Consider the following 25981-nt stretch of genomic DNA (forward strand, 5'->3'; position numbering starts at 1 on the left):
GCTCAGTGGCGCAGCATCAAGTCCGCGATGACGCCGGTGGCGATGGCGACCATCAGCAGGTTGCCGCGGTCGTCGCGCACCCAGTGGTAGCCCCGGGGAGGATGACGCACCTGGTAACGGTTGTAGTCGTTCACTACGTACACCGGGCCGCCGTAGTAGTCACGGTACCGCTGCCCCTTGGCCCACCGGTGGTAGCCGGGGGCGGGACGGTACGTGACGCGCGGCGGCGCGTAGTACCGGCGATCGTCGTAGTGCCGATTGTCGTAGCGGCGGTCATCCCGACGGCCCTCGCTGTAGCCGTGGCCGTATGCCTGCCGCCGGTTGTGGTCATTGCGACGATCGTCCCGACGGTCATCACGGCGATCGTAGTGACTGGAACGGTCCCGATCGCGTCCACGATGATCGTTCTCGCGCGCCAGTACGGGGGCGGTGACGGCGAAGGCCAGGACGGCGCAGGCCATGCTCTGGAAAAGACGCTTGGTATTCATGGAAACCCCTCTGTGTGGCACGTGAGTCCATCATGCCGATCACATCTGAACCGATTCCGGCTGGAAAACGGTTACGGCCACGTCAACGCCATGTCGGTCTGCGGCATTCAGCGGGCGGTCGGTCCCGCGGGAGCGGCTATAATCGCCGCCTTCCCATGTGCCTCCCCGCCCGCCGTCCCGGCCGGGCGCCGGGGCCTGCGTACCGGAGCCTGCATGTCCTCGCAATACATCTACACCATGAACCGGGTCAGCAAGGTGGTTCCGCCCAAGCGGCAGATCATCAAGGACATCTCGCTGTCGTTCTACCCGGGCGCGAAGATCGGCCTGCTGGGCCTGAACGGCGCCGGCAAGTCCACGGTGCTGAAGATCATGGCCGGCGTGGACAAGGATTTCGAGGGCGAAGCCCGCCCGCAGCCCGGCATCAAGGTCGGCTACCTGGCGCAGGAGCCGGAACTCAACCCGGAGCACACCGTCCGCCAGGCCGTCGAGGAAGGCGTGGGCGACGTGCTGCAGGCCCAGGCCGCGCTGGAAGCGGTCTACGCCGCCTATGCCGAGGAAGGCGCCGACTTCGACGCCCTCGCCAAGGAGCAGGAACGACTGGAGGCCATCCTGGCCGCCGGTGACGCCCACACGCTCGAGAACCAGCTGGACGTGGCCGCGGACGCCCTGCGCCTGCCGCCGTGGGATGCCATCGTCGGCAAGCTGTCCGGCGGCGAGAAGCGCCGCGTGGCGCTGTGCCGCCTGCTGCTGCAGAAGCCGGACATGCTGCTGCTCGACGAACCGACCAACCACCTGGACGCCGAATCGGTCGAATGGCTGGAACAGTTCCTCGCCCGCTATACCGGCACCGTGGTGGCCGTCACCCACGACCGCTACTTCCTCGACAACGCCGCCGAGTGGATCCTCGAACTCGACCGTGGTCGCGGCATTCCGTGGAAGGGCAACTACACCGACTGGCTGGTGCAGAAGGACGAGCGCCTGAAGCAGGAGGACAACCAGGAAAAGGCCCGCCAGAAAGCCATCCAGAAGGAACTGGAGTGGTCGCGGCAGAATGCCAAGGGCGGGCGTTCGAAGGGCAAGGCGCGCCTGGCGCGCCTGGAAGAGCTGCAGTCGGTCGACTACCAGCGCCGCAACGAGACCAACGAGATCTTCATTCCGCCGGGCGAGCGCCTGGGCAACAACGTCATCGAGTTCAAGAACGTCTCGAAGAAATTCGGCGACCGCCTGCTGATCGACAACCTGAGCTTCCTCGTGCCCGGCGGTGCCATCGTCGGCATCATCGGCCCGAACGGCGCCGGCAAGTCGACGCTGTTCAAGATGATCACCGGGCAGGAGAAGCCGGATTCAGGCACGATCACCACCGGTCCGACCGTACAACTGGCCTACGTCGACCAGAGCCGCGAGAAGCTGGAGGGCAACCACAACGTGTTCCAGGAAATTTCCGGCGGCCTGGACATCCTCAACATCAATGGCGTCGAGATCCAGTCCCGCGCCTACATCGGCCGCTTCAACTTCAAGGGCCAGGACCAGCAGAAGATGGTCGGCTCGCTCTCCGGCGGTGAGCGCGGCCGCCTGCACATGGCCAAGACGCTGCTGCAGGGCGGCAATGTGCTGCTGCTCGACGAACCGTCCAACGACCTGGATATCGAAACCCTGCGTGCGCTGGAGGACGCGCTGCTCGAGTTTCCCGGCAACACGTTCGTCATTTCGCACGATCGCTGGTTCCTGGACCGCATCGCCACGCACATCCTCGCCTTCGAAGGCGATTCGCACGTGGAGTTCTTCCAGGGCAACTACCGCGAGTACGAGGAAGACAAGAAGCGGCGCCTTGGTGAAGACGGTGCGCGTCCGCACCGTCTGCGCTTCAAGGCATTGAAGTAAGGCCTGCAGCGCCCGCGGGCGCTGCGCTTACGCAGCAACCAGGAAGCGCCGGCCTACGTCGGCGCTTTTTTTCTTCTTCGCGATCAACCCAGGCTGGCTGACAGCAGCAGGACGGCGACGATCGCGCCTGTCACCAGGCTTTGGGCGAGCAGGAACATCGCCAGACCCAGGGCGGTGCGCAGGGCCGTCGTCCAGCGGGAGTGGCTCTGGAACATCTGGATCAACGAAAAGACGACGTACGTGCAGACGAACAACATGGACCATGCCTGCGCACTCGGTAGCCAGCGTTGCAGCACCACCGCAAACGCCATGAAGACGAATGTCTGGACCGTCAGGAACGCCGACACCACCAGCCACTCGGGGTAGTTCAAACCCCGCCCACGGAAGGCCAGCCAGAACGCCGCGGCCTCCAATGGCAGGCACAGCAGCGTGAATGCCGTCAGGTGTGTGTTGATCCAATCCCTTGCTGCCGCGAACGACCGGGTCACCACGGCAGGATCGGCAACGTCGTTGCCTCCCATGGCGCGTCCCTGGGAGTAGCCGGCCTGCATCGCCGACCCCACCAGATCGCCTCCCAGCAGGTACTTGCCCAGCAACACGACTGCCGCCGCCGTGATCATCAGCAGCAACAACGGCTTGACCTGCTTCGCACGCTGACCGTCGAGGTAGGCACGCATCAGGTGCCCCGGCCGCAGCATCAGCTCCTTCAACGAGTACAGGATGCCCCGGTCCATGTGGAGCACGCTGTGCTCCAGCTCATGGCCGAGGAAATGCCAGTCGATGCGGTGCGCCGGCGTCGGCTGGCCGCAGGCGGGGCAGAACTTCTGTTCGGGACCATCCGTCACGCGCGCGCAGTTGGCGCACTTCCCCCTATCCGACATCGCCATCCCCATGGCATGAAAGCGTCGCATTCTAGAGCGGAGCCCCTGTGTTTGGAAAAGCGGCGACCGCCCTCACTCCATCGGCAGTCCGAACACCTTGCGCAGGTAGGCCACGAAATCGGGGTCGTCACTCATGCCCTTGCCGGGCGTGTCGCTGACCTTCGCCACCGGCTGGCCTTGGCAGCGCACCATCTTCAGCACCAGTTGCAGGGGCTTGGGGCCCAGGTCGTTGGTCAGGTTGGTGCCGATGCCGAAGCCCACCTTGCAGCGGCCATGGAAATGCGCGTGGATCCGCAGCACCGCTTCCACGTCGAGGCCATCGCTGAACACCAGCGTCTTGCTGCGTGGATCGATCCGCTGCGACTCCAGGTGCGCGATGACGCGATCGCCCCACACCAGCGGATCGCCCGAGTCGTGGCGCATACCGTCGAACAGCTTGCCGAAATAGAGGTCGAAGTCGCGCAGGAAGGCGTCCAGCCCCACGACGTCCGACAGCGCAATGCCGAGGTCTCCGCGGTACTCCTGCGCCCAGGCCTCGAAGGCGGCGCGTTGCGAATCGCGCAGGCGCGGCCCCAATTGCTGGAACGCCTGCAGCCACTCGTGCGCCATCGTGCCGTGTGGCGTCATGCCGTAAAGACGCGCGAAATGCACGTTGCTGGTGCCGACGAACTGGCCGCCCAGCAGCTGCTGGCAGATCGGCAGCAGCCGCGCATGCCAGTCGTGCGAGTAGCGGCGCCGCGTGCCGAAGTCGGTGATCGTGCAGTCCGGCGCGGCATCGCGCAGGCGCTCCAGCTTGCTGCGCAGGCGATGCTCGCCCTCCCGCTCGTCGCCGCCGGGCTGCGCGCGCATCCATGTCTCGCTGATGATGGCCAGCACCGGCACTTCGAACAGGATGGTCTGCAGCCATGGCCCCTCGATGGTCAGGTCGAGCTCGCCGGGCACCTGCTGCGAGGGTACGAGCCGCACGTGCCGCCGGCGCAGCTGGAACTGCTCCAGGAAATCGACGAAATCCGGCTTGATGTAGCGCAGAGAACTCAGGAACCGTAGTTCGTCCTCGCTGAAACGCAGCGTGCACAGCTGGTCGATCTCGGCCGAAATCGCCTCCAGGTGCCGGACCAGGTCCACGCCCGGTGTCCGGCACTTGAAGCGGTACAGGACCTGCGCCCCGGGATGCTGGTGCAGTACCGCCTGCATCATCGTCAGCTTGTAGAGGTCGGTATCCAGCAGCGAGGGGATCATCATGCCGGTCGCGCACCGTACGGTCGGGGACGACCATGGTCGCATGATCGACTGCTGCCATTGCGCATGAGGTTGCTGCATCGCCCCATCGCGGGGAAACCGCGCACCTCGAGGGTGCCGATTAAAGCGCCCCACCCATGCGCCGATAGCGCCTCAACACCGGGACCGTTCGCACGCTTGACTACGCCGACGTCGTGCCGCCCCGTCCTTTCCCACTAGGAGCTTCATGAACGCATGCGCTGCGGACCCCGTGTCTGATGCCGGCATCGACGACCACATCCAGTCCGTGTCCGGATTGTCGGATTCGCTGCTGAAGCAGCTGCGCCAGTCGCTGCAGAAGATCGACGAAATCAACCGCGTCACCCGCATCATCTCGATGAATGCACGCATCGAAGCGGTCCGCATCGGCACGGCCGGGCGCAGCTTCGGCGTGATCGCGGAAGAGATGGATACGCTGTCGCGGCGGGTCAGCGATACGGCGCGCGAGATCGACCAGATGGCGGGCCGCACCAGCACCGACCTGCGCGAACGGCTGGACGAGCTGCAGACCAATGTCCGCCGCACCCGCCTGACCGATCTGGCGTTGGCGAACATCGACCTGATCGACCGCAACCTGTACGAGCGCAGCTGCGACGTGCGCTGGTGGGCGACCGATGCCGCGATGGTGGCCGCCCTGCAGGATCCGCAACCGGCGGCACTCGCCCACGCCAGCCAGCGCCTCGGCCAGATCCTCGATTCGTACACCGTTTATTTCGATCTGGTGCTCGCCGACCTGCACGGCAACGTCATCGCCAACGGCCGGCCGCGCCGGTACCGCTCGGCGGGACAGTCGGTGGCGCAACAGGCCTGGTTCCAGTCGGCGATGGCCACCGCCAGTGGCGAGGCGTTCGGCTTCCAGTCGATGCACGCCAGCCCGCTGGCCGGCGGCGAACGCGTGCTGGTCTACGCCTGCACGGTACGCGAGGGCGGCCGCGTGACGGGCCGGCCGCTCGGCGTGCTCGGCATCGTATTCCGCTGGGACGCGCTCGCGCAGACCATCGTCGAACGCACGCCGCTGTCGGAGGCCGAGTGGCGCCGCAGCCGGGTCTGCATCGTCGATGGACACGGGCACGTGCTGGCCGATACCGCGGGCGGCGACGCGGCGTCACCGCGACTGGATTTCCCCGGCCGTGCCGCTTTGTTCGCGCAGTCGCGCGCGGCGGTCGACCTGGTCATCGATGGCCGTGCGCACTGCATTGCGCATGCCGCGTCACCGGGCTACGAGACTTACCGCACCGGCTGGCATTGCGTGATCGTGCAGGGCATCGACTGAGGCTGCCGCTCAGGCCAGCCAGACGCCGTCGTCGCGCACCTGCACGGCGACCGCACGCAGCGAGTCCCCGCGGCAGGGCCCGGCCACGCAATCGCCCCGCACGAGTTCGAACGAGGCACCGTGGGCGGCACAGACCAGATAGCCCTCCTTGCTCTTGAGGAACTGGCCCGGTGCCCAGTCGAGTCGACGGCCGGCATGCGGACAGACATTCAGCCAGGCGCGGACTTCGCCACCATCCCGGAAGAGGATCAATGACTCGGCATCATCGCCGATCGTGGCCTCTACCTCGGCAAAGCCGCCATCGGCGATGTCATTCAGTGCACCCAGTCGCATGTCGTTTAACGAAGTCCTCACACGGTCACGTAACGGTCATCCGATACTGCGGCACCGGCCCCCGCCGCATTCTGTCACGACGCAACGCCATGTACGCACGCCACTTCCAGTTCAACGCCTTCCGCCACGCCTTCGCTCCGCGCAAGCCGCGCCATCCGCTGCTGCGGGTCGGCCTGGGCTTGCTGGGCGTCGCGCTGCTGGGTGTGCTGGTGTTCTTCAGTGTGTTCGTCGGCGCCGCCATGATCGCGGCCGGTCTGGTCTACAAGCTGGTGCGCCAGCGCGGCAAGCCGCAGGCCCGCGACGCGCGCGTGGTGGATGCCGAGTACCACGTGGTTCGCAAATCGGTGCTGCCGCTGCCGCGCTGAAGCTGCGTCCGGGAGCCCGTTCCCGCCTACACTCTGCGGCCATTCCCTGCTCGACTGGCCGACATGACCGATCTTTTCTCCGCGCCACTGGTACCGCGCGCGCCTGTCCGCGGCGGCGGCACGTTCCCGGTGCGACGCATCTTCTGCGTCGGCCGCAATTTCGCGGATCACGCGCGTGAGATGGGCGCAACCGCGCCGGCCTCGAAAGCGGAGCGTGGCATGCCCGTCTTCTTCCACAAGCCGGCCGACGCCATCGTCACCGGTGACGCCGACGTCCCCTACCCGCCCGGCACCCAGGACCTGCACCACGAGGTCGAACTGGTCGTCGCGCTGGGTTCGGACGCGCCCGCCGGCCCGCTCGCACGCGACGACGCGCAAGCGCTGGTGATCGCATACGGCGTCGGCCTGGACCTCACGCGTCGCGATCTCCAGGCCGCCGCGAAGGCCAAGGGCCTGCCCTGGGACACCGGCAAGGGCTTCGACCACTCCGCCCCGATCAGCGAACTGGTGCCGGTGGCCGACGTCGCGACGCTCGAGAACCACGCCCTCACCCTGCGCGTTAACGGCGAAACACGCCAGCACGGATCGCTGCGCGACCTGATCTGGGACGTACCCGACATCCTGCACGAACTGTCGAAGCTCTATGCACTGAAGGCCGGCGATCTGGTCTTCATGGGCACGCCGGCAGGCGTGGCGGCGCTGGTGCCGGGCGATACCTTCATCGCCTCGCTGGATGGCGTGGCGACATTGAGCGGCCGCATCACGGGCTGAGCATCGCAACAACCGTCTTCATGCGCGCTATAGTCCCCGCCGATGGCGCGACGGCGCCGACAGACAGGAGGACAGCATGGGCATGATCAGCGAGTTCAAGGAATTCATTGCGCGCGGCAACGTGGTCGATCTGGCCGTCGGTGTCGTCATCGGTGCCGCGTTCGGCAAGATCGTCAGCAGCCTGGTCGATGGCATCGTGATGCCGCTGGTGGGCCTGCTGTTGGGCGGCGTGAAGTTCAGCGACCTGGCGTTGACCCTGCGCACGGCCGAGATCGATGCGGCCGGCAAGGAAATCGCACCGGCGCTGTTGCTGAAGTACGGCGCCTTCCTGCAGACGACGATCGACTTCCTGCTCATCGCCTTCGTGATCTTCCTGGTCCTGAAGGCCTACAACCGCGTGCGTGCGCCGGCGCCGGCCGCCGCCACGCCCGAAGACATCCTGCTGCTGCGCGAGATCCGCGATTCGCTGAAGAAGTAAGCGGACGCTGTATTCCGAACCGGCAACACCGGCAAGGGAACGACGAGGCCACGGGCTGTTAAGCTCGTGGCCTTCGTTTTCCGGGATATGCCATGCGTCTTGCTCCGCTGCTGCTTGCCCTGCCCCTCGCCGTTCCTGCGCTCGCCGCCGATCGCGAGACACGCATTCCCGATGCCGCCCTCGCGACCGCCGCGACGCTGCGCGAACAGGCGCTGGCCGACGATACCGGCTGGAAGGTGGTCGAATCACTGACCACCGAGATTGGCCCGCGACTGGCCGGCAGCGAGGCCGATGCGAAGGCAGTGGCGTGGGCACAGGCGAAGTTCAAGGCACTGGGCTTCGACAAGGTGTGGATCGAACCGGTGACGTTTCCCAAATGGGTACGACGCAGCGAGAGCGCTGCGGTCCTGGGGCCGAATGCCCAGCCGCTGACCATCACCGCGCTGGGTGGCAGCCCGGCCGGCAAGGTGGATGCGGAGATCGTCCGCTTCGCCGACCTGGCGGCGCTGGAGGCCGTACCTGCCGATTCGCTGGCCGGCAGGATCGCCTTCGTCGACTACGCGATGAAGGCCGCGCGCGATGGCAGCGACTACCGCAACGGCGGCGCGATCCGATCGAAGGGTCCGTCGGCGGCGATCCGCGCGGGTGCCGTCGCCTTCCTGATGCGCTCGGCCGGCACGGACAACCACCGCGTCGCGCACACCGGCATCACCCGCTTCGACGAAGGCCTGACGCCGGTGCCGTCCGCCTCGCTGACCATTCCCGACGCCGACCAGCTCGCACGCCTGCTGCAACGCGGCCCGGTGCGCGTGTCCTTGGCACTGGATTGCGGCTGGGACGGCGCGTACACCTCGCACAACGTCATCGGCGAGATCACCGGGCGCAGCTTGCCGAAGGAGGTCGTGGTGATCGGCGGCCACCTGGATTCGTGGGACCTGGGCACCGGTGCGATCGACGATGGCGCCGGCATCGGCATCACCATGGCCGCGGGCCACCTGATCGGCAAACTGAAGCAGGCGCCGAAGCGCACGATCCGCGTGATCGCCTTCGCCAACGAGGAACAAGGCCTGTACGGCGGCAAGGCGTATGCGGAGAAGCACCTGGCCGACATCACCCGTCATCAGATCGCCGCCGAGAGCGACTTCGGCGCGGGGCGCATCTATGCGTTCAATACCGGCGCACCAGACCACGCGCGCAAGGCGACCGAACAGATCGCGCAGGCGCTGGCGCCGCTGGGCATCGAGTACGCCCCCGGCAAGGGCAGCGCAGGGCCGGACATCAGCCCGTTCGCCGCCAAGGGCATGGCGTGGGCATGGCTGGCCCAGGACGGCAGCGATTATTTCCACCTGCACCACAATGCCGACGACACGCTGGACAAGATCGACCCCGCCGCGCTGGCGCAGAACGTCGCCGCCTACACGGTGTTCGCGTATCTCGCGGCGGAAGCCGATGGCGATTTCGGCAGCCAGCTCAAGGACGCCGCTTCCGCCAAGTAAGGCTCAGCGGTTGCGCTGCGCCCATTGCGCCAGGAACACGGCGGTGGCGGCGGCGACATTGAGGCTCTCGACGGCACCACTGCCAGGAATGGACAGTCGCTGGTCGCAGGCTGCGGCGAGCTGCGCGTCCATGCCCTCGCCTTCGGCACCCATCACGTAGACCAGGCGCTGCGGCAGCGTCGCAGCGAACAGCGCATCGCCACCGCGCACCACCGTCGCGGCCAGCGAGAAGCCGGCGCCGCGCAGTTGGCCGATCGCATTTTCCGCATTGCCCATCCGTACCAGCGGGACCTGTTCCGCGCCGCCCTCGGCCACGCGCGCGGCCGCGCCTGACAGCGCCAGCGTCGAGTCGCGCGGCAGCAGGATGCCGGCCACGCCGAAGTGCGCGGCCGACCGCAGGATGGCGCCGAAGTTGTGCGGATTGCCTACGCCGTCCAGCCACAGCGCGGCCACCGGCCTGCCTTCGGGCAGCGCGCGCAACCAGTCGCCCATCGGCATCGGCTCGACCTTCAGCACGTCGGCGAGCACGCCTTCGTGATGCGTGCTCGCAGCGAGGCGATCGAGATCACCCTCCTCCACCACGCGATAGCCGACACGCTGCTTGACGCACCACGCCAGCAACGGCTTCAGCGCCGGGATGCGCGCTTCGGTCAGGTAGACCTTGCGGATGGCCTCCGGCCGGCGTGCGAACACCGCGTGCAGGGCATTGAGGCCATACAGGCGCAATTCGCTGCGATTCGCGGCGTGCGCGGGCGCCTCGGTCCGCTCGGCTGGCGGGGGCGGACGTCGCGCGGGAGGAGGACCGCCCGCACGCGGGGGACGCGGCGGAGATCGTTTGTCCCAGGGACCGCTCATGTCATGCCTGCCTGAAATACCGGATTCAACGGCAATTCTTCCATGTTCGCGGCACGCTGCGAAGCAGGAGCGTCCCGGATCAGGCGACCCATAGCCGGCCGAACAGCCGCAGGTCGTGCAGGCCGTCAGCCTTCAGGATCGCGGCGCGCCGTGTCCCCTCTTCGATGAACGCGTTGTTTTGCAGCACGCGCGCAGAGGCCGGATTGGCATCCAGCACGTTCGCCTCGACGCGGCGCAGCGCCAGCGCGGGCACCACCCAGTCGAGATAGGCCGCCACCACGCGCGTCATATGGCCGTGGCCCCAGTGCGCGCTGCCCAGCCAGTAGCCGAGTTCGGCGCTGTGCGCCTTTTCGCCCGCATGCGGACGCGCCGCGATGCCGCCACAGGCCTCGCCGTCGATCTCGATGGCCAACACCGGATGCGCGAGATCCACCACGCGTCCGGCGAGGAAGTCCTCGCCGTCTGCACGCGTGTAGGGATGCGGGAAGCGGTCGCTCAACCCACGCGGCACCCGCGGATCATCCGCATGGCGCAGCAGCGCCTCCAGATCATCCTGCCGCCAGGCACGCAGCAGGAACCCGTTGCCGTCGATGCGCACGCCGTCGAACGGGCGTGCAGAGGGCCTGCCGGGGCTATGCGGGTAGGTCATGCAGGCCCTGCGTCAGCCATGACCACCGACGGAAGGCGTTTCCGCCTCCAGCTTGCTCAATTCATGCGCGACTGCTTCCGGCGAGCGCGTGAACGGCGCCAGCAGCGCGTAGAACGCCGGCACCACGTACAGCGACAGCAGCGTGGAGAAGGTCACGCCGAAGATCACCACGATGCCGATGGTCGCGCGACTGGCCGAACCCGGACCGCCGGCCACGACCAGCGGGATGGCGCCGACCACCGTGGCCACCGACGTCATCAGGATCGGGCGCAAGCGCACGCGCGCGGACTCGGCAATGGCCTGCGCGACGCTGGACCCGTCATCGCGCAACTGGTTGGCGAACTCGACGATGAGGATGCCGTTCTTCGCCGCCAGGCCGATCAGCATCACGATGCCGATCTGGCTGAAGAGATTCAGCGTGCTGCCGGTGACCCAGAGGCCGATCAACGCGCCCAGCACCGCCAGCGGCACCGTCAGCATGATGATCAGCGGATGGATGAAACTCTCGAACTGCGCCGCCAGCACCAGGTAGACGATCAGCAACGCCAGCGTGAAGGTCAGCAGGATCGCGCCGCCCGCTTCCTGGTACTCGCGCGATTCGCCCTTCCAGTCGATCTGCGCGTAGTCCGGCAGTTCTTCCGCCACCGTCTGCCGCGTCCACTCCAGTGCTTCACCCATCGTGTAGCCGGGCGCGAGGCCGGCGCTGATGGTGATCGAGCGCAGGCGGTTGAAGCGGTTGAAGGTGCCGGGCTCGGCGACCTCACTGAGTGTCACCAGGTTGGACAGCGGCACCAGCGCCCTGTCGGTGCGACTGAGCCCGAGCGACGAGATCAACGAGCCGTCGCTACCCCGCACGTAGGTCTGCGCCAGGTCCTCGACGTTGGCGCGCTTGTCGCGACCGGCCTGCAGCATGACATCGTATTCCTCGCCGTTGTCGACGTAGGTGGTCACCTGGCGCGAACCCATCATCGTTTCCAGCGTGCGGCCGATCTCCTGCACCGATACGCCGAGGTCGGCGGCGCGGTCGCGGTTGATGTTCACGCGCATCTGCGGGCGGGTTTCCTTGTAGTCGGAATCCGGATCCTCGATGCCGGGATTGCCTTCCATGCGCTGCAGGATGCGGTCGCGCCACTGCGCCAGCTCGGCGTAGTCCGGACCACCCAGCACCAGCTGGTAGCGCTGGCCGCGGCTGCCGACCAGGCCACCCGCCACGTTGGCGCGCGCCTGCACGCCGGGCAGCTTGGACAACTCGGCCCGCAGGCTGCCGACGACTTCGTCGGTCGTGACGTCGCGGTCCTTCCAGTCCTGCAGGAACACGATCACCTGGCCGGTGTGCATCTCTTCGCCGCCACCGAAGCTTCGCGGCGCGCGCGAGTTGGCGCGCACGATCGGCTTGTCGCCACCGACCTGCTCCATGACGATGCGCTCGACCTGTTGCATCTGGTTGACCATGTAATCGAAGCCCGCGCCTTCCGGGCCGTCGACCATGACGAAGAAGCGGCCACGGTCTTCCGCCGGCGCGAGTTCGCTGGGCACACGCAGGCCGAGCAGGACGATCGCGATGCCGCACAGCGCCATCGCGGCCAGCACGAGGACGAGGATGCGCTTGCCCGTCATGCCGACCATGCGCTCCACATGACGCCCGTAGCCACTGCTGATCCGCGTGAGCGTGCGGTTGGTCCACGCATTCAGGCCGCGTGGCTCGGTGTGCGGGCGCACCAGCTTCGACGACATCATCGGCGTCAGCGTCAGCGCGACGAAGGCGGAGATCGCCACCGCCGCCGCCAGCGCCACCGACAGCTCGCGGAACAGGCGACCCGTGTTGCCCTCCATGAAACCGACCGGCAGGAACACCGCCACCAGCACCGCCGTGGTCGCGATCACCGCGAACGCGACCTGCGCGGTGCCGCGGCGTGCGGCCACGAGTGGCGGCTCGCCAAGGTCCGCGCGGCGCTGCACGTTCTCCAGCACCACGATGGCGTCGTCAACCACCAGGCCGATGCAGAGCACCAGCGCCAGCAGCGTCAGCAGGTTGATCGAAAAACCGAACGCGTACAGCGCGATGAACGACGCGATCAGGCACACCGGCACCGTCACCGCCGGGATCAGCGCGGCGCGCAGGCTGCCGAGGAACAGCCAGATCACCAGGAACACCAGCAGCGTCGCTTCGCCCAGCGTCCAGTACACGCGCTCGATCGAGGCTTCGATGAAGGTGGTGCTGTCGAAGGCGACGAAGATGTCCGTGTTCGCCGGCAAGGTCTGCTGGATGATCGCGGCCTCCGCACGCGCCGCGCGCGCCACATCCAGCGCATTGGCGGTCGACGTGCGCACGATGCCCAGGCCGACGTTCGGCACGGCGTTGCTGCGCAGGTAGGAGCGGCGCTCCTCCGCGCCCAGTTCGACCTGCGCCACGTCGCCCAGGCGCACCGGATAGCCGTTCGGGCCCTTGCGCAGCGGCAGTTGCGCGAACTGCTCGGGCCGCTGGTAACCACGCTCGACACGCAGGGTGAAGTCGCGCGTCTGCGATTCGATGCGGCCGGCCGGCAGTTCGACGTTCTGCGCGCGCAGCGCCGTCTCGACGTCGTTGGTGGTCACGCCGCGCGCGGCCATCGCCTTGCGATCCAGCCAGATGCGCATGGCATACCGTTGGCCACCGCCGAGTTGCACGCGCGCCACGCCGTCGAGCGCGGACAGGCGGTCCAGCACGTAACGGTCGGCGTAGTCGGTCAGCTCCATCGTGTCCATCACGGTGGAGCGCATGTTCAACCAGATGATGACTTCGGCATCGGCCTCGACCTTGGAGATCTGCGGCGGGTCCGCTTCTTCCGGCAGGCGGTTCATCACGCGGCTGACGCGATCGCGCACGTCGTTCGCGGCGGCTTCGATGTCGCGGCTGAGGTTGAACTCGATGGTGACGTCGGCGCGGCCGTTGCGGCTGCTCGACTGGATGGTCTTGATGCCCTCGATGCCGGACAGGCCGTCCTCGAGGATCTGGGTGATGCGGGTTTCGACGACCGCCGCCGATGCGCCCGGATAGTTCACTTCCACCGACACGATGGGCGGATCGATATTGGGCAGCTCGCGCAGGGTCAGGCGCAGGAACGACATCACGCCCAGCACGACCAGCAGCAGACTCACGACGACCGCGAAGACCGGACGTTTGATCGACAGATCGGAGAGGTTCATCGCGCTCAGCCCTGGCCGTCGGCGGGCGCGTCCTGCTTGGCGGGCGCCGGGGGCGCGGCATCGGCCACCTTCACGCCGGGACGCAGCTTGCCGGTGCCGTCGATGACGATGCGGTCACCCGCCGCCACGCCCTTCAGGATCTCGACCCGTCCATCGCGGCGCACACCGGCCGTGATCGGCGCCTGCTCGACGCTGCCGTCGGCCTTGACGCGGTAAACGAAGGAGTCGCGGCCCACCTGCACCACCGCGATTTCCGGAATCACCAGTGCCTGCCGCTCGGGGCGGAACAGGCGCACGTCCAGCAGCATGCCCGGGCGCAGCTGGCGCGCGTCGTTGGGGAATACCGCGCGCACGGTCACGGCACGGGTGGCGGTGTCGACGCGCGCGTCGATCGTTGCCACCTGCCCCTCGAACGACACCCCGGGATACGCGACCGCGCTTGCCGTCACGGCGTTGCCGGTTTCGACCGTGGCCAGCGCCGCTTCCGGCACCTGGAAGTCCACGTACATGCGCGAAATGTCGTCGAGCGTGGCGATGCTGCTGCTGGCCGTGATCAGCGAACCGGGGCTGACCTGGCGGATGCCCAGCACGCCCGCGAACGGCGCGCGCACGCTGCGATCGCTGATATCCGCGCGCGCCTGGCGCACGCGCGCGGCAGCGGCATCGCGCAGCGCCAGCTGGGTGTCGAGTTGCGAGCGCGCGATCAACTGCTGGTCGGCCAGTTCCTTCTGCCGGCGGTAAAGGCGCTCGGCTTCGGCGAAGGTCGCCTCGGACTGCACCAGCGCCGCCTGCGCGGAATCGCCCCTCAGCGTCACCAGCGTCTGCCCCGCCGATACCTGTTGCCCGCTCTCGAAGTGCACGTCCTGCACGATCTCGCTGACTTTCGCCGTCAGGATGACGGATTCGCGCGCCTTCGCGGTGCCCAGTGCCTGCAGGGTGTCGCTCCACGTGGACAACGCCACGGTGCCCGTGGTGACGGGGATCGGACGCTCGGCCGCGTTGCCGTTGGCCTTCGCCTGGGCGCCCTTGTCGCCGCCACAGGCAGCGAGCAACAGAAGGGACAGCGCGACCAGCACGGCACGGGGGGCGAATCGGTTCAGCATGGACATCCCGTAATTTTCGTTATTCAGGCAGTTTACCGGCCCTGCATGACGCAAGCTGCAGTCGATGCGGCGGTTCGTGCCGGAAACGCGCCAAAGGGCGTGTGGTGCACACGCCCTACCATGACCTATGACCCTTGCCTGCCGCGGCAGGTCGGCGGGGATGCTACTCCAGGCCCAGCTTCGCGAGCACCTGGAGCGCCAGGGCTTCGGGGTCATGCTCGGCCGCATGCAGGTGCACGTCGGGCTGCCGGGGCACTTCGTACGGCGAGTCGATGCCGGTGAAATTGGGAATCTGGCCGGCACGCGCCTTCTTGTACAGGCCCTTCACGTCACGCGCCTCGGCGAGCGCCAGCGGCACGTCGACGAACACCTCTATGAACTCGCCATCGCCGAAGCGCTCGCGTGCCATCTGACGTTCCGCGCGGAACGGCGAGATGAAGCTGACCAGCACGATCAGGCCGGCGTCGGTCATCAGCTTCGCGACTTCCGCCACGCGGCGGATGTTCTCGACGCGGTCCTCGTCGGTGAAGCCGAGGTCGCGGTTGAGGCCGTGGCGCACGTTGTCGCCGTCGAGCAGGAAGCTGTGGTAACCCAGCGCGTGCAGGCGCTTGTCCACCAGGTTGGCGATCGTCGACTTGCCCGCACCGGACAGGCCGGTGAACCACAGCACCTTCGGCGCCTGGCGTTTCTGGCGCGCCCGCGCGGCCTTGTCGACATCGACATGCTGCCAGTGCACGTTGCCGGCGCGGCGCAGCGCGAAATCCAGCGTGCCGGCGCCCGCGGTGGTGTTGTCGTAGCGGTCGATCAGGATGAAGCCGCCCAGCACGCGGTTGCGCGCATAGGCCTCGAACGCGATGGGCTCATCCAGGCTGAGGTTGCAGTAGCCGACCTCGTTGAGCTCCAGCCGGCGTGCGGCCAGATGCTCCTGCGTGTTCACGTCGATGCGGTGCTTGATGTCGGTGACCGTGGCCGCGACGGTGCGCGCACCGATCTTCAGCCAGTACGGACGGCCCGGCAGCAGTGGCGCGTCCGACATCCACAGCACGTGCGCGGCGAACTGGTCGGCCACTTCCGGCGGATCGCCGCCGGCGGCGATCACGTCGCCGCGGCTGATGTCGATCTCGTCGGCGAGCGTGAGGGTCACGGCCTGTCCTGCGGACGCCGAAGCCACTTCGCCATCGGCGCCGAACACCTGCGCCACCCGCGAGCGGCGCGCCGACAGCAGCACGATGACCTCATCACCCGGCTTCACCTCACCCGCGGCAATCGTGCCGGCGTAGCCGCGGAAATGCTGGTGCGGGCGGTTCACCCACTGCACCGGCAAACGCAGGCCGCCGCCACCGTCGAGCGCTTCGACCTGCACCAGTTCAAGATGCTCCAGCAACGCGGGACCGCCGTACCACGGCGTGCGTGCGGAACGCGATGACAGGTTGTCGCCGTCCAGCGCCGACAGCGGGATGCAGGTGACCTCGGCGATCCCCAGCCGTTGCGCGAGTGCGCGATAGTCGGCGGCGATGCGCTCGAACACGGCTTCGTCGAAATCGACCAGGTCCATCTTGTTGACCGCCAGCACCACGTGGCGGATGCCGAGCAGCGAGACGATGTAGCTGTGCCGGTGCGTCTGCGTCAGCAGACCCTTGCGCGCGTCGACCAGCACGACGGCCAGATCGGCGGTGGAGGCGCCGGTCGCCATGTTGCGCGTGTACTGCTCATGGCCCGGGCAGTCGGCGACGATGAACTTGCGCCGGTCGGTGTCGAAGTAGCGGTAGGCCACGTCGATGGTGATGCCCTGCTCGCGCTCGGCCGCCAGCCCGTCCAGCAGCAGCGCGTAGTCGATGCGTTCGCCCTGGGTGCCGTGCTTGCGGCTGTCTTTCTCCAGCGCGGCCAGCTGGTCGTCGAACAGGCGCTTGCTGTCGTGCAGCAGGCGGCCGATCAATGTGCTCTTGCCGTCGTCCACGCTGCCGCAGGTGATGAAGCGCAGCAGCGGCTTGTCTTCGTGCTGCTTGAGGTAGCTGGCGATGTCGGTCGCGGCGTTCATCAGAAGTAGCCCTCCAGCTTCTTCTTCTCCATCGACGCGCCGGGGTCGTGGTCGATCACGCGGCCCTGCCGTTCGGAACTGGTGGTCACCAGCATCTCGGCGATGATCTTCTCCAGCGAGTCGGCCTCGGAGTCGATGGCGCCGGTCAGCGGATAGCAGCCCAGGGTGCGGAAGCGCACACGTCGTTGTTGCGGCACTTCGCCCTCGCGCAACGGCAGGCGTTCGTCATCGACCATCAGCAGCGCACCGTCGCGCTCGACCACCGGCCGCTCGGCGGCGAAGTACAGCGGCACCACCGGGATGTTTTCCCGGTAGATGTAGAGCCAGATATCCAGCTCGGTCCAGTTCGACAGCGGGAACACGCGCACGCTCTCGCCGCTGTGGATGCGGGCGTTGTAGAGGTTCCACAGCTCGGGGCGCTGGTTTTTCGGGTCCCAGCGGTGCCTGTCGTTGCGGAAGGAGAACACGCGCTCCTTGGCGCGCGACTTCTCTTCGTCGCGCGCCAAGGAGCGCGTGTTCTCCTTCCGCAACGACAGGCACCGCCGATGGCGGCATCGAACCTGTAGTGGTCCAGCGCCTGCTTCAGGCCCTGGGTCTTCATCACGTCGGTGTGGACGCTGGCGCCATGGCTGATCGGACCGATGTCGCGGGCGATGCCGTCCGGGTTGATGTGCACGCGCAGGTCCACGCCGGTCTCGGCGGCGCGCTGGTCGCGGAAGGCGATCATCTCGCGGAACTTCCAGCGGGTGTCCACGTGCAGCAGCGGGATCGGCGGGCGCGCCGCCGAGACCGCCTTCAGCAGCAGGTGCAGCAGCACCGAGCTGTCCTTGCCCACCGAATACAGCAGCACGGGATTGCGGAACTCGGCGGCGACCTCCCGCAGGATGTGGATGCTTTCCGCTTCCAGGCGGTCGAGGTGGGACAGGCGGGGTACGGCGGTCATCGAGGCGGGCAGCGGGGACGGTGGACCGGACGGGCTAGCCTAGCAGGCGTCGCCACGGGGTCCGGGAGGCAGGCCAGTATTCGGCCGGCCGCTCATGCGGACGAAATAAGCGGGCGACATAAGCCCATAACCATGCGTCCTTTCAGCCCGGCGCAACGCCTTCCTAACATCGGTCGTCCCAGTCGCGCCCACGGGCCACGCCGATGTCCGCCACCCAGCCAGTCCTCGCCCCCATCCCCCTCGTGGAGGAACGGCGGGCGCTGCTGGCCCAGGCGGTGGCCGGGCTGGACGGCGCCAGCCTGTGGTGGGTCTCCGGCTACGCCGCCGGCCTGGCGCAGGCGCAGCTGGCTCCACAGTCCGCATCGGCTCCCGCCTCACCCAAGGCGATTGCGCCCGCCACCGGCGCCCTGACCGCCCAGCGCCTGACCATCGTCTACGGCAGCCAGACCGGCAATGCCCGCCGCGCCGCCGAGGCCCTGGCCCAGCAGGCCGAAGCCAGCGGCCTGTCGGTCCGCCTGCTGCGCGCCGATGCCTACCCGCAGCGCGAACTGGCCAGCGAGCGCCTGCTCTATATCGTCATCAGCACCCAGGGCGAAGGCGATCCGCCGGACGACAGCATCGGCCTGGTCGAATTCATCAGCGGCAAGCGCGCACCCAAGCTCCCGGAGCTGAAGTACGCCGTGCTCGGCCTGGGCGACTCCAGCTATGCGGATTTCTGCGGCATCTCCCAGCGTCTGGATGTCCGCCTGGCCGATCTCGGCGCGACCCGTCTGCTCCCGGCCGGCGCGGCCGACCTCGATATCGACACCGTCGCCACCCCGTGGCGCGAGCAGGCGCTGACGCAGGCCCGCGATCTGCTGAAAGCACCGGCCGCCGCGACGGCGCTGGCAACCGTCACGCCGCTGCGCCCCGGCCAGGCGGCGGTGTGGTCGCACGAACACCCCTTCCCCGCCGAACTGCTGCTCAACCAGCGCATCAGCGGCCGAGACTTCAAGGGACCGCGCTTCGGCCAGCACGGCACCGCCGACAAGGATGTGCGCCACATCGAACTGTCGCTGGACGGCAGCGGCCTGCACTACGAACCTGGCGATGCGCTCGGCGTGCGCCACCGCAATCCCGGCGTGCTGGTCGAGGGTGTGCTCGAGGCGCTGCGGCTGGACGGCGAGACGGCCGTCAGCGAGGGTGGCGACACCCTGCCGTTGCGCGAATGGCTGGCGGCGCGCCGCGAACTGACCCGGCTGTCGCGCCCCTTCCTCGCCACCCATGCCGCGCATGCGCAGGCCGACGACCTCAATGCCCTGCTTGCCCCGGCGCAGAACGGCACGCTGGCGCAGCTGTTCAACACGCACCAGCTGGTCGACGTGCTGCGTCGCTGGCCGGCGGGCTGGAGTGCGCAGGAGCTGGTCGCCGCGCTGCGTCCGCTGGCGCCGCGCCTCTACTCCATCGCCTCCAGCCGCAAGCGCGTCGGCGAGGAAGCGCACCTCACCGTCGACGTCCTCGGCTACGACGCCTTCGGCCACGCCCACGGCGGCGCGGCCAGCGGCTTCCTCGCCGCCCGCGAGGAAGGCGACCAGGTGCCGGTCTACATCGAAGCCAACGAGCGCTTCCGCGTGCCGGCCGACGGCAGCCGCGACATCATGATGATCGGTCCGGGCACCGGCGTGGCGCCGTTCCGCGGCTTCGTGCAGGAGCGTGCGGAAACCGGCGCGCGCGGCCGCAACTGGCTGCTGTTCGGCGCCCCGCATTTCAACCACGGCTTCTTCTACCAGAGCGAATGGCAGGACGCGCTGCGCAACGGCGAACTGCACCGCCTGGACCTGGCGTTCTCGCGTGACCAGGCCCGCAAGATCTACGTGCAGGACCGCCTGCGCGAGCGCGGCCGCGACGTCTATGACTGGCTGCAGAACGGCGCCCATCTCTACGTGTGCGGAGCCATCGCGATGGGCAAGGACGTGCATGCCGCACTGCAGGCGATCGTGGTCGAACACGGCGGGCTGGATGAAGACGCCGCCCGCGAATACCTGGTGGACCTGCAGACGGAGGGACGCTACGGGCGCGACGTGTATTGACGACCTGCAACCTTCCGGTCGCGACTCACGTCGCTCCTACAGTGGAAACCCCATGAGCAACCATTCCGTCGAAGACATCAAATCCGAGAGCAACCGCCTGCGCGGCAGCCTGCTCGACAGCCTGGCCGATCCGGTCACCGGCGCGCTGCGCGAATCGGACCAGACCCTGATCAAGTATCACGGCAGCTACCAGCAGGACGACCGCGACCTGCGCGACGAGCGCCGCCGGCAGAAGCTGGAGCCGGCCTACCAGTTCATGATCCGCACGCGCACGCCCGGCGGCGTGGTCACGCCGGAGCAGTGGCTGAAGCTGGACGCCATCGCCACGCAGTACGCCAACCACTCGCTGCGCATCACCACGCGGCAGGCCTTCCAGTTCCACGGCGTGATCAAGCGCGAACTGAAGGCCACGATGCAGGCCATCAACGCCGCGCTGATCGACACGCTGGCCGCCTGCGGCGACGTCAACCGCAACGTGCTGGTCGCGGCCAACCCGCTGGAGTCGCGCGCGCATGCCGAGGTGCAGGCGTGGGCGGCGAAACTGTCCGAGCACCTGCTGCCCAACACCCGCGCCTACTACGAGATCTGGCTGGACGAAGAGCGCGTGGCCGGCAGCGGCGAGGAAGAGGAGCCGATCTACGGCGCCACCTACCTGCCGCGCAAGTTCAAGGTCGGCTTCGCCGTGCCACCGGTGAACGACGTGGACGTATTCGCCAACGACCTCGGCTTCATCGCCGTGCTGGAAGACGGCGTGCTGGCCGGCTTCAACCTGGTCATCGGCGGCGGCATGGGCGCGACCCATGGCGATGCGGAAACCTATCCGCGCGTCGGCAACGTGGTCGGCTTCATCACGCCGGAACAACTGCTGGACGTCGCCACCGCCGTGGTCACCACCCAGCGCGATCTCGGCAATCGCGTGCAGCGCAAGCGCGCGCGCTTCAAGTACACCATCGACGACCACGGCCTGGACACGGTGGTCGCGGAAATCGAGCGGCGCAGCGGTATCACGCTGCAGCCGGTGCGGGCGTTCCGTTTCGAGCACAACGGCGACCGCTACGGCTGGGTGGAAGGCGAGGACGGCCGCTGGCACCTGACCCTGCATCTGTACGCCGGTCGCATCGCCGATACCGCGCACGCCACGCACCTGACCGGGCTGCGCGAGATCGCCAACGTCCATCGCGGTGAGTTCCGCATGACGGCGAACCAGAACCTGGTCATCGCCGGCGTGCCGGCAGGCGAGCGCGAGCGCATCGACGCGCTGGCGAAGACGCATGGCCTGGATGCCGGCCAGCGTCTTGGCACGGCGCTGCAGCGCGCCGCGGTCGCCTGCGTGTCGCTGCCGACCTGCGGCCTGGCGATGGCGGAAGCCGAGCGCTACCTGCCGGACTTCACCACCAAGCTGCAGCCGCTGCTGGAAGCCCATGGCCTTGGCGAGTCGCCGATCGTGCTGCGCATCTCCGGTTGCCCGAACGGGTGCTCGCGGCCGTACCTCGCGGAGATCGCGCTCGTCGGCAAGGCGCCCGGACGCTACAACCTGATGCTCGGCGGTGATGCGCGCGGCCAGCGCCTCAACACGCTGTACCGCGAGAACATCGACGAAGCCGCCATCCTCGACACGCTGGACGGCCTGTTCGCTCGCTATGCCGGCGAACGCAGCGACGGCGAAGGCTTCGGCGACTTCCTCCACCGCAGCGGCGTGGTCGCCCTGCCCGCCTACCCCACCCACCGACAGATCGCACTGGAACTTCACGCATGAGCGCCCTCGCCCTCTCCCTCGACACGGACCAGATCGTGGAGCACAACGCGTGGCTGGAAACGCAGACCGCCGAACAGCGCGTCGGCTGGGCACTCAAGCACGGCCCGGCGGAAGCCGCGATGTCGTCCAGCTTCGGCGCACAGGCCGCGGTGCTGCTGCACATGGTCACGCAGCAGAAGCCGGACGTGCCGGTGGTACTGATCGACACCGGCTACCTGTTTCCCGAGACCTACCGCTTCGCCGACGAGCTGGTCGAGCGGCTGAACCTCAACCTGCAGGTGTTCCGCCCGCTGGTCAGCCGCGCCTGGATGGAGGCGCGCCACGGCCGCCTGTGGGAACAGGGCCTGGTCGGCATCGAGCAGTACAACAGCCTGCGCAAGGTCGAGCCGATGAAGCGCGCTCTGAAGGAGCTGGGCGTGGGCACCTGGTTCACCGGCCTGCGACGCGTCCAGGCGACCAGCCGCGCTGGCGCGCCGGTGCTGCAGCAGCGCGAGGAACGCTGGAAGATCAACCCGATCGTCGACTGGACCGACCGCGACGTGTGGCAGTACATGAAGCAGCACGACCTGCCCTACCACCCGCTGTGGGAGCAGGGCTACGTGTCGATCGGCGACTTCCACACCACGCGGCGTTGGGAGCCCGGCATGCGCGAGGAGGACACCCGTTTCAACGGCCTCAAGCGCGAGTGCGGCATCCACATCGACGTCTGAGACGCCGCCGGCGCCCGCCGGACTGATCCGTTCGCACCCTCGCTTCCCGGTTTCGTCGCCGCATCGCCGCGTCCGTCGCGGCCCCTCTTCCCTCTCCGGACCAGCGGGCTATCCTCCACGGCACTCCCAACGCCGTGGTGTCCGACGTGTTCCCCAGCCTGCTCCTGATCATCCGCATCCTGGTCGCCTGGTTCGGCGCGGTGCTCATCGCAGGCCTGGTGTGGAACGGCATCTTTGACCGGACGTTCGTAGCCGACGGCGCCAACTGGATCTTCAGTCTGGCGATGACCCTGGTCATGGCCTCGGTGCTGATCGGCACGATCAGCCACCTGCGTCGCATCTGGCTGATCACCGGACGCCTGGACAGCGCGGCGCTGTCCAGCCGGCAGCGCCGGCAGATCGAAGTGCCGCTGGACACCGCCGCGGCCTTCGCCCTGATCGAAGGCGCGCTGCGCGAACTGCCTCGCGCCGAGGACGCGGAAAGCGCGCCCGACAGCCTGCAGGTGCGGGTCAAGGTGCGCCGCATCGACAGTTTCGACGGTCCCAGCCAACCTTCGCGCTTCAACATCATGGCCCGCTTCGCGGTGAAGCGTGACCTGGTGCAGGCCACGGTCACGCCCGGCAACGGCACCAGCAGCATCACCCTGATGGTGGGTCCGGACGCGAGCGCATGGCTGGACCTGTTCGTGCTTGACGACGGTGTCAACGTGGAGAACGCCGAAGCGGTCACCCGTGCGATCACCCGCCGCGTCGCCGACCAGCGCCGCCAGGAACAGGCCGATGTCGTGCAGACCGTCAACGAAAAGGAACTGACGGTGGCGCGCCTGAACCTGCTCAATGCGCAGGTGGAACCGCACTTCCTCTACAACACGCTGGCCAGCGCGCAGGTGCTGACGCGCACCGATCCGCCGCGCGCCGACGTGATGCTCGGCCACCTGATCCAGTACCTGCGCAGCTCGCTGCCGCGCACCGACGATGCACTGTCGACGCTGGGCGAGGAACTGGAACGCACGCTGGCCTACCTCGAGATCCTGAAGATCCGCATGGGCAGCCGCCTGTCCCTGCAGATCGAAGTGCCGGATACGCTGAAGTCGGTGCCGATGCCGTCGATGATGCTGCAGACGCTGGTCGAGAACGCGATCAAGCACGGCCTCGAGCCCAAGACCGGCGGCGGCACCATCTGGATCCTGGCCCGCCAGCACGACGACCACGCCACGCTCACCGTCGCCGACGACGGCCAGGGCTTCGGCGGCCAGAGCAGCGGCACCGGCATCGGCCTGAAGAACCTGCGCGAACGACTGCGCCTGACCTTCGGTGGCGACGCCTCGTTCGCCATCGTCTCCAACTTCCCCAGTGGCGTCGCCGCCACGCTGACGCTGCCGCTGACCGGCAAGGCAGGTGCCGCATGAACTTCCGGGGCGTGATCGCCGAAGACGAGGAACTGCTGCGCACCGCGCTGTCCTCGCTGCTGAAGGAAGCCTGGCCGCAGCTGGACATCGTGGCCGAATGCGAGGACGGCGCCAGCGCGCTGGAATCGATCGCCGAGCTGCAGCCGGACGTGGCCTTCCTCGACATCCGCATGCCGGGCCTGACCGGCATCGAAGTCGCGCGCGGCCTGGCCGAAGCAAGCCCGCGCACGCAGGTGGTGTTCGTCACCGCCTACGACCAGTACGCGGTCGATGCGTTCGAGCAGGGCGCGATCGACTACCTGCTGAAGCCGATCACCCGCGAACGCCTGCTGGCCACCGTACAGCGCATCCAGGCGCGCGCGACGGCGGGACATCCGGACGGCGCCACACTGGACGCGTTGCTGCGCCACCTGTCCGCGCGACAGGAAACGTCGAGCAAACCTGCGCTGGTCTGGATCACCGCCAGTGCGGGCAAGGACACCAAGCTGATCATGGTGGACGACGTGGCCTACTTCCAGGCCGACAACAAGTACACCACCGTGATGACGGCCGATGGCGAATCGCTGCTGCGCACACCGCTGCGTGAACTGCTCGATTCGCTGGACGCGAACACCTTCAAGCAGATCCACCGTTCCACTATCGTCAACATGAAGCAGGTCGCCTCGGTCAGCCGCGACGATGCCGGTCGCGGCCGGCTGAAGCTGAAGACGCGCCCGGAAGTGCTGACCGTCAGCCAGCCCTTCATGACGCTGTTCCGCACCATGTAGCACCGCTCTAAACCCGCCCGCCCTGCGCGGCATCCAACGTGGCATCGCCGGCACGACGCGCCCGCGTCGTGGAGGGCATGCCTTTGCCCAACGGAACACCCAAGGAAACCGCCATGCGCATCATCACCTCCCTGATGTCCTGCCTGCTGGCCCTGGCAGGATGCGACGACAAGCCCAGCGTCACCACCATCCACCGCAGCACCGCCAACGGGGTCGACACGCTCTTCAGCAAGAGCACGCTGAAGGAAGGCGTGGCCAGGTTCGAGTGCTTCGCCAGCGAAAGTGGCCAGTGCCACTACCTTGTCTACACCGAGCGTTGCCCGACGCCGGCACCCGGCGAGAACCCGGCCGCGTGCGCCCGCACCACATTGGAGAATTTCGTGCTGGCGCCCGGCAGGACGCACGAGATCCGCGGCCTGCCCGACGGTTACCGCGAGTGCGTCGCGCAACAGGCAGTCGGCGAACGCTGCCCGTCGTGACCGGTCAGGCGGTTGGCGCCTTCGCCATGCGCCGCTCCATCACGCAGGCCAGCACGAAGCCGATCAGGTAGGCGACCACGTCGAGCAGGTCCGGCGTGCTGCCCAGCACGATGCGCAGCACTGGCGACGCGGGCTGCCAGCCCGCCAGCTGGTTGACGTACTGCGCCGCTTCGACAGCCAGCCCCACGGCGAGCGCGATCAGCGGACGCGTCGGTGGACGCAGCCACGCGACACTGGCGAGCAGGCCATGCACCCAGACAACGGCGAGCACGTCGCCGACGAAACTGCGCACCCAACCCAGTCCTGCGCCCACGGTCGCCAGCAGGACGAGCAACACGAACAGACCGAGCGCCCACCCCGCCGCGACCGGATCGAACCGCCACCTCATGCACTGCCGCAATGCGCGCCTTCGAGGCTCTTGCTGCCACAGGCCAGGCATTTGCGGTACTTCTGCCGTTGCCGGTTGTAGCGGATGCGCGACATCATGCCGCCGCAGGCGCAGCGCAGCTCGCGGCCACGCGCCCAGCGATAGAGCCGCCAGCTGGAATGCAGCGCCCACGCGGTGCCCAACAGGATCGCCAGCAGGAACGAGAGCGAAGCCAACCGCTGCGGCGTGAGATCACCGAACGCGCGCTCGGTGCGCGTGACCACCTCCGCCGTGGCGAAACCGCCCACCGCGAGTACCACGGCCGGGGCGTACATGCGGGCGACCATCCGGGAGATGCGGTTCATCGAGAGCCATGAAGGAGGGAGTGCATGCAGACTCGCTCCCG

Annotated in this window: 23 protein-coding genes and 1 pseudogene; 12 read left to right on the forward strand and 12 right to left on the reverse strand. The window is 67.9% G+C overall.

What is annotated here, in order from left to right:
- Positions 1-2: 2 nt before the first annotated feature.
- Positions 3-488: an RcnB family protein gene (locus AX730_RS14770; protein WP_062357776.1), complete on the reverse strand. Its 486-nt coding sequence runs from the start codon at positions 486-488 to the stop codon at positions 3-5.
- Between the two features lie 213 nt (positions 489-701).
- Between AX730_RS14770 and ettA the strand changes: the two genes are divergently transcribed.
- Positions 702-2369: an energy-dependent translational throttle protein EttA gene (gene ettA, locus AX730_RS14775; protein ID WP_062357777.1), complete on the forward strand. Its 1668-nt coding sequence runs from the start codon at positions 702-704 to the stop codon at positions 2367-2369.
- 83 nt (positions 2370-2452) lie between these two features.
- Here the strand turns inward: ettA and AX730_RS14780 are convergent, their stop codons facing one another.
- Entirely contained in the window at positions 2453-3214 is a 762-nt protein-coding gene (locus tag AX730_RS14780) for a DUF3667 domain-containing protein (RefSeq protein WP_198147210.1), read from the reverse strand.
- A 108-nt stretch (positions 3215-3322) separates the two neighbouring features.
- Positions 3323-4492 carry a nicotinate phosphoribosyltransferase gene (gene pncB / locus AX730_RS14785; RefSeq protein ID WP_062357781.1) on the reverse strand — a complete coding sequence of 390 codons (1170 nt, stop codon included), beginning with the start codon at positions 4490-4492 and terminating at the stop codon, positions 3323-3325.
- A gap of 223 nt (positions 4493-4715) precedes the next feature.
- Here pncB and AX730_RS14790 point away from each other — a divergent pair, with 223 nt between their 5' ends.
- Positions 4716-5801 (forward strand): methyl-accepting chemotaxis protein, encoded by a 1086-nt coding sequence (locus tag AX730_RS14790; protein ID WP_062357783.1) that lies wholly within the window; start codon positions 4716-4718, stop codon positions 5799-5801.
- A 9-nt stretch (positions 5802-5810) separates the two neighbouring features.
- On the opposite strand, the gene AX730_RS14795 is transcribed toward AX730_RS14790, so the two are convergent.
- The gene (locus AX730_RS14795; protein WP_062357785.1) at positions 5811-6134 is read right to left on the reverse strand and encodes a Rieske (2Fe-2S) protein; all 324 of its coding nucleotides are present in this window, start codon (positions 6132-6134) and stop codon (positions 5811-5813) included.
- An 89-nt stretch (positions 6135-6223) separates the two neighbouring features.
- Here AX730_RS14795 and AX730_RS14800 point away from each other — a divergent pair, with 89 nt between their 5' ends.
- The 4 genes from AX730_RS14800 to AX730_RS14815 all read left to right on the forward strand — a co-directional run bounded on the left by AX730_RS14800 (position 6224) and on the right by AX730_RS14815 (position 9244).
- Entirely contained in the window at positions 6224-6499 is a 276-nt protein-coding gene (locus AX730_RS14800; protein WP_062357787.1) for a hypothetical protein, read from the forward strand.
- 63 nt (positions 6500-6562) lie between these two features.
- The gene (locus AX730_RS14805; RefSeq protein ID WP_062357789.1) at positions 6563-7270 is read left to right on the forward strand and encodes a fumarylacetoacetate hydrolase family protein; all 708 of its coding nucleotides are present in this window, start codon (positions 6563-6565) and stop codon (positions 7268-7270) included.
- Positions 7271-7346: 76 nt separating this feature from the next.
- Positions 7347-7748 (forward strand): large-conductance mechanosensitive channel protein MscL, encoded by a 402-nt coding sequence (gene mscL, locus AX730_RS14810; RefSeq protein WP_062357791.1) that lies wholly within the window; start codon positions 7347-7349, stop codon positions 7746-7748.
- A 92-nt stretch (positions 7749-7840) separates the two neighbouring features.
- Complete coding sequence (locus AX730_RS14815) at positions 7841-9244, forward strand: M28 family peptidase (protein ID WP_062357793.1); 1404 nt, start codon at positions 7841-7843, stop codon at positions 9242-9244.
- A gap of 3 nt (positions 9245-9247) precedes the next feature.
- Here the strand turns inward: AX730_RS14815 and AX730_RS14820 are convergent, their stop codons facing one another.
- The 6 genes and pseudogenes from AX730_RS14820 to cysD all read right to left on the reverse strand — a co-directional run bounded on the left by AX730_RS14820 (position 9248) and on the right by cysD (position 18018).
- Entirely contained in the window at positions 9248-10099 is an 852-nt protein-coding gene (locus AX730_RS14820) for a TrmH family RNA methyltransferase (RefSeq protein WP_062357795.1), read from the reverse strand.
- A gap of 79 nt (positions 10100-10178) precedes the next feature.
- Positions 10179-10748, reverse strand: a complete 570-nt coding sequence (locus AX730_RS14825; RefSeq protein WP_062357797.1) for a GNAT family N-acetyltransferase — start codon at positions 10746-10748, stop codon at positions 10179-10181.
- Positions 10749-10760: 12 nt separating this feature from the next.
- Positions 10761-13934: an efflux RND transporter permease subunit gene (locus AX730_RS14830; RefSeq protein WP_062357798.1), complete on the reverse strand. Its 3174-nt coding sequence runs from the start codon at positions 13932-13934 to the stop codon at positions 10761-10763.
- A 5-nt stretch (positions 13935-13939) separates the two neighbouring features.
- On the reverse strand, positions 13940-15037 hold the full coding sequence (locus AX730_RS14835; protein ID WP_062357882.1) for an efflux RND transporter periplasmic adaptor subunit: 1098 nt from the start codon (positions 15035-15037) through the stop codon (positions 13940-13942).
- A 163-nt stretch (positions 15038-15200) separates the two neighbouring features.
- The gene (gene cysN / locus AX730_RS14840) at positions 15201-17075 is read right to left on the reverse strand and encodes a sulfate adenylyltransferase subunit CysN (RefSeq protein WP_062357800.1); all 1875 of its coding nucleotides are present in this window, start codon (positions 17073-17075) and stop codon (positions 15201-15203) included.
- A pseudogene (gene cysD / locus AX730_RS14845) lies at positions 17075-18018 on the reverse strand (sulfate adenylyltransferase subunit CysD). Before cysD ends, cysN begins: the two are co-directional and overlap by 1 nt.
- Before the next feature lie 203 nt (positions 18019-18221).
- On the opposite strand from cysD, the gene AX730_RS14850 reads away from it, so the two are divergent.
- The 6 genes from AX730_RS14850 (at position 18222) to AX730_RS14875 (ending at position 25208) form a co-directional block, all read left to right on the forward strand.
- Positions 18222-20087 carry an assimilatory sulfite reductase (NADPH) flavoprotein subunit gene (locus AX730_RS14850; protein ID WP_062357801.1) on the forward strand — a complete coding sequence of 622 codons (1866 nt, stop codon included), beginning with the start codon at positions 18222-18224 and terminating at the stop codon, positions 20085-20087.
- A 52-nt stretch (positions 20088-20139) separates the two neighbouring features.
- Positions 20140-21843: an assimilatory sulfite reductase (NADPH) hemoprotein subunit gene (gene cysI / locus AX730_RS14855; RefSeq protein ID WP_062357803.1), complete on the forward strand. Its 1704-nt coding sequence runs from the start codon at positions 20140-20142 to the stop codon at positions 21841-21843.
- Positions 21840-22553 (forward strand): phosphoadenylyl-sulfate reductase, encoded by a 714-nt coding sequence (locus tag AX730_RS14860; protein ID WP_062357805.1) that lies wholly within the window; start codon positions 21840-21842, stop codon positions 22551-22553. Before cysI ends, AX730_RS14860 begins: the two co-directional genes overlap by 4 nt.
- A 146-nt stretch (positions 22554-22699) precedes the next feature.
- On the forward strand, positions 22700-23962 hold the full coding sequence (locus tag AX730_RS14865) for a sensor histidine kinase (RefSeq protein WP_062357884.1): 1263 nt from the start codon (positions 22700-22702) through the stop codon (positions 23960-23962).
- Positions 23959-24729: a LytR/AlgR family response regulator transcription factor gene (locus tag AX730_RS14870; protein ID WP_062357806.1), complete on the forward strand. Its 771-nt coding sequence runs from the start codon at positions 23959-23961 to the stop codon at positions 24727-24729. Before AX730_RS14865 ends, AX730_RS14870 begins: the two co-directional genes overlap by 4 nt.
- A 113-nt stretch (positions 24730-24842) precedes the next feature.
- Complete coding sequence (locus AX730_RS14875; RefSeq protein ID WP_062357808.1) at positions 24843-25208, forward strand: hypothetical protein; 366 nt, start codon at positions 24843-24845, stop codon at positions 25206-25208.
- 4 nt (positions 25209-25212) lie between these two features.
- On the opposite strand, the gene AX730_RS14880 is transcribed toward AX730_RS14875, so the two are convergent.
- Positions 25213-25596, reverse strand: a complete 384-nt coding sequence (locus AX730_RS14880; protein WP_062357810.1) for a ribosomal maturation YjgA family protein — start codon at positions 25594-25596, stop codon at positions 25213-25215.
- Complete coding sequence (locus tag AX730_RS14885) at positions 25593-25940, reverse strand: hypothetical protein (protein ID WP_062357811.1); 348 nt, start codon at positions 25938-25940, stop codon at positions 25593-25595. The genes AX730_RS14880 and AX730_RS14885 overlap by 4 nt, the downstream gene beginning before the upstream one ends.
- Positions 25941-25981: the final 41 nt, after the last annotated feature.

The sequence above is a fragment of the Pseudoxanthomonas mexicana genome, assembly GCF_001556105.1.
GTDB lineage: Bacteria > Pseudomonadota > Gammaproteobacteria > Xanthomonadales > Xanthomonadaceae > Pseudoxanthomonas_A > Pseudoxanthomonas_A mexicana_A.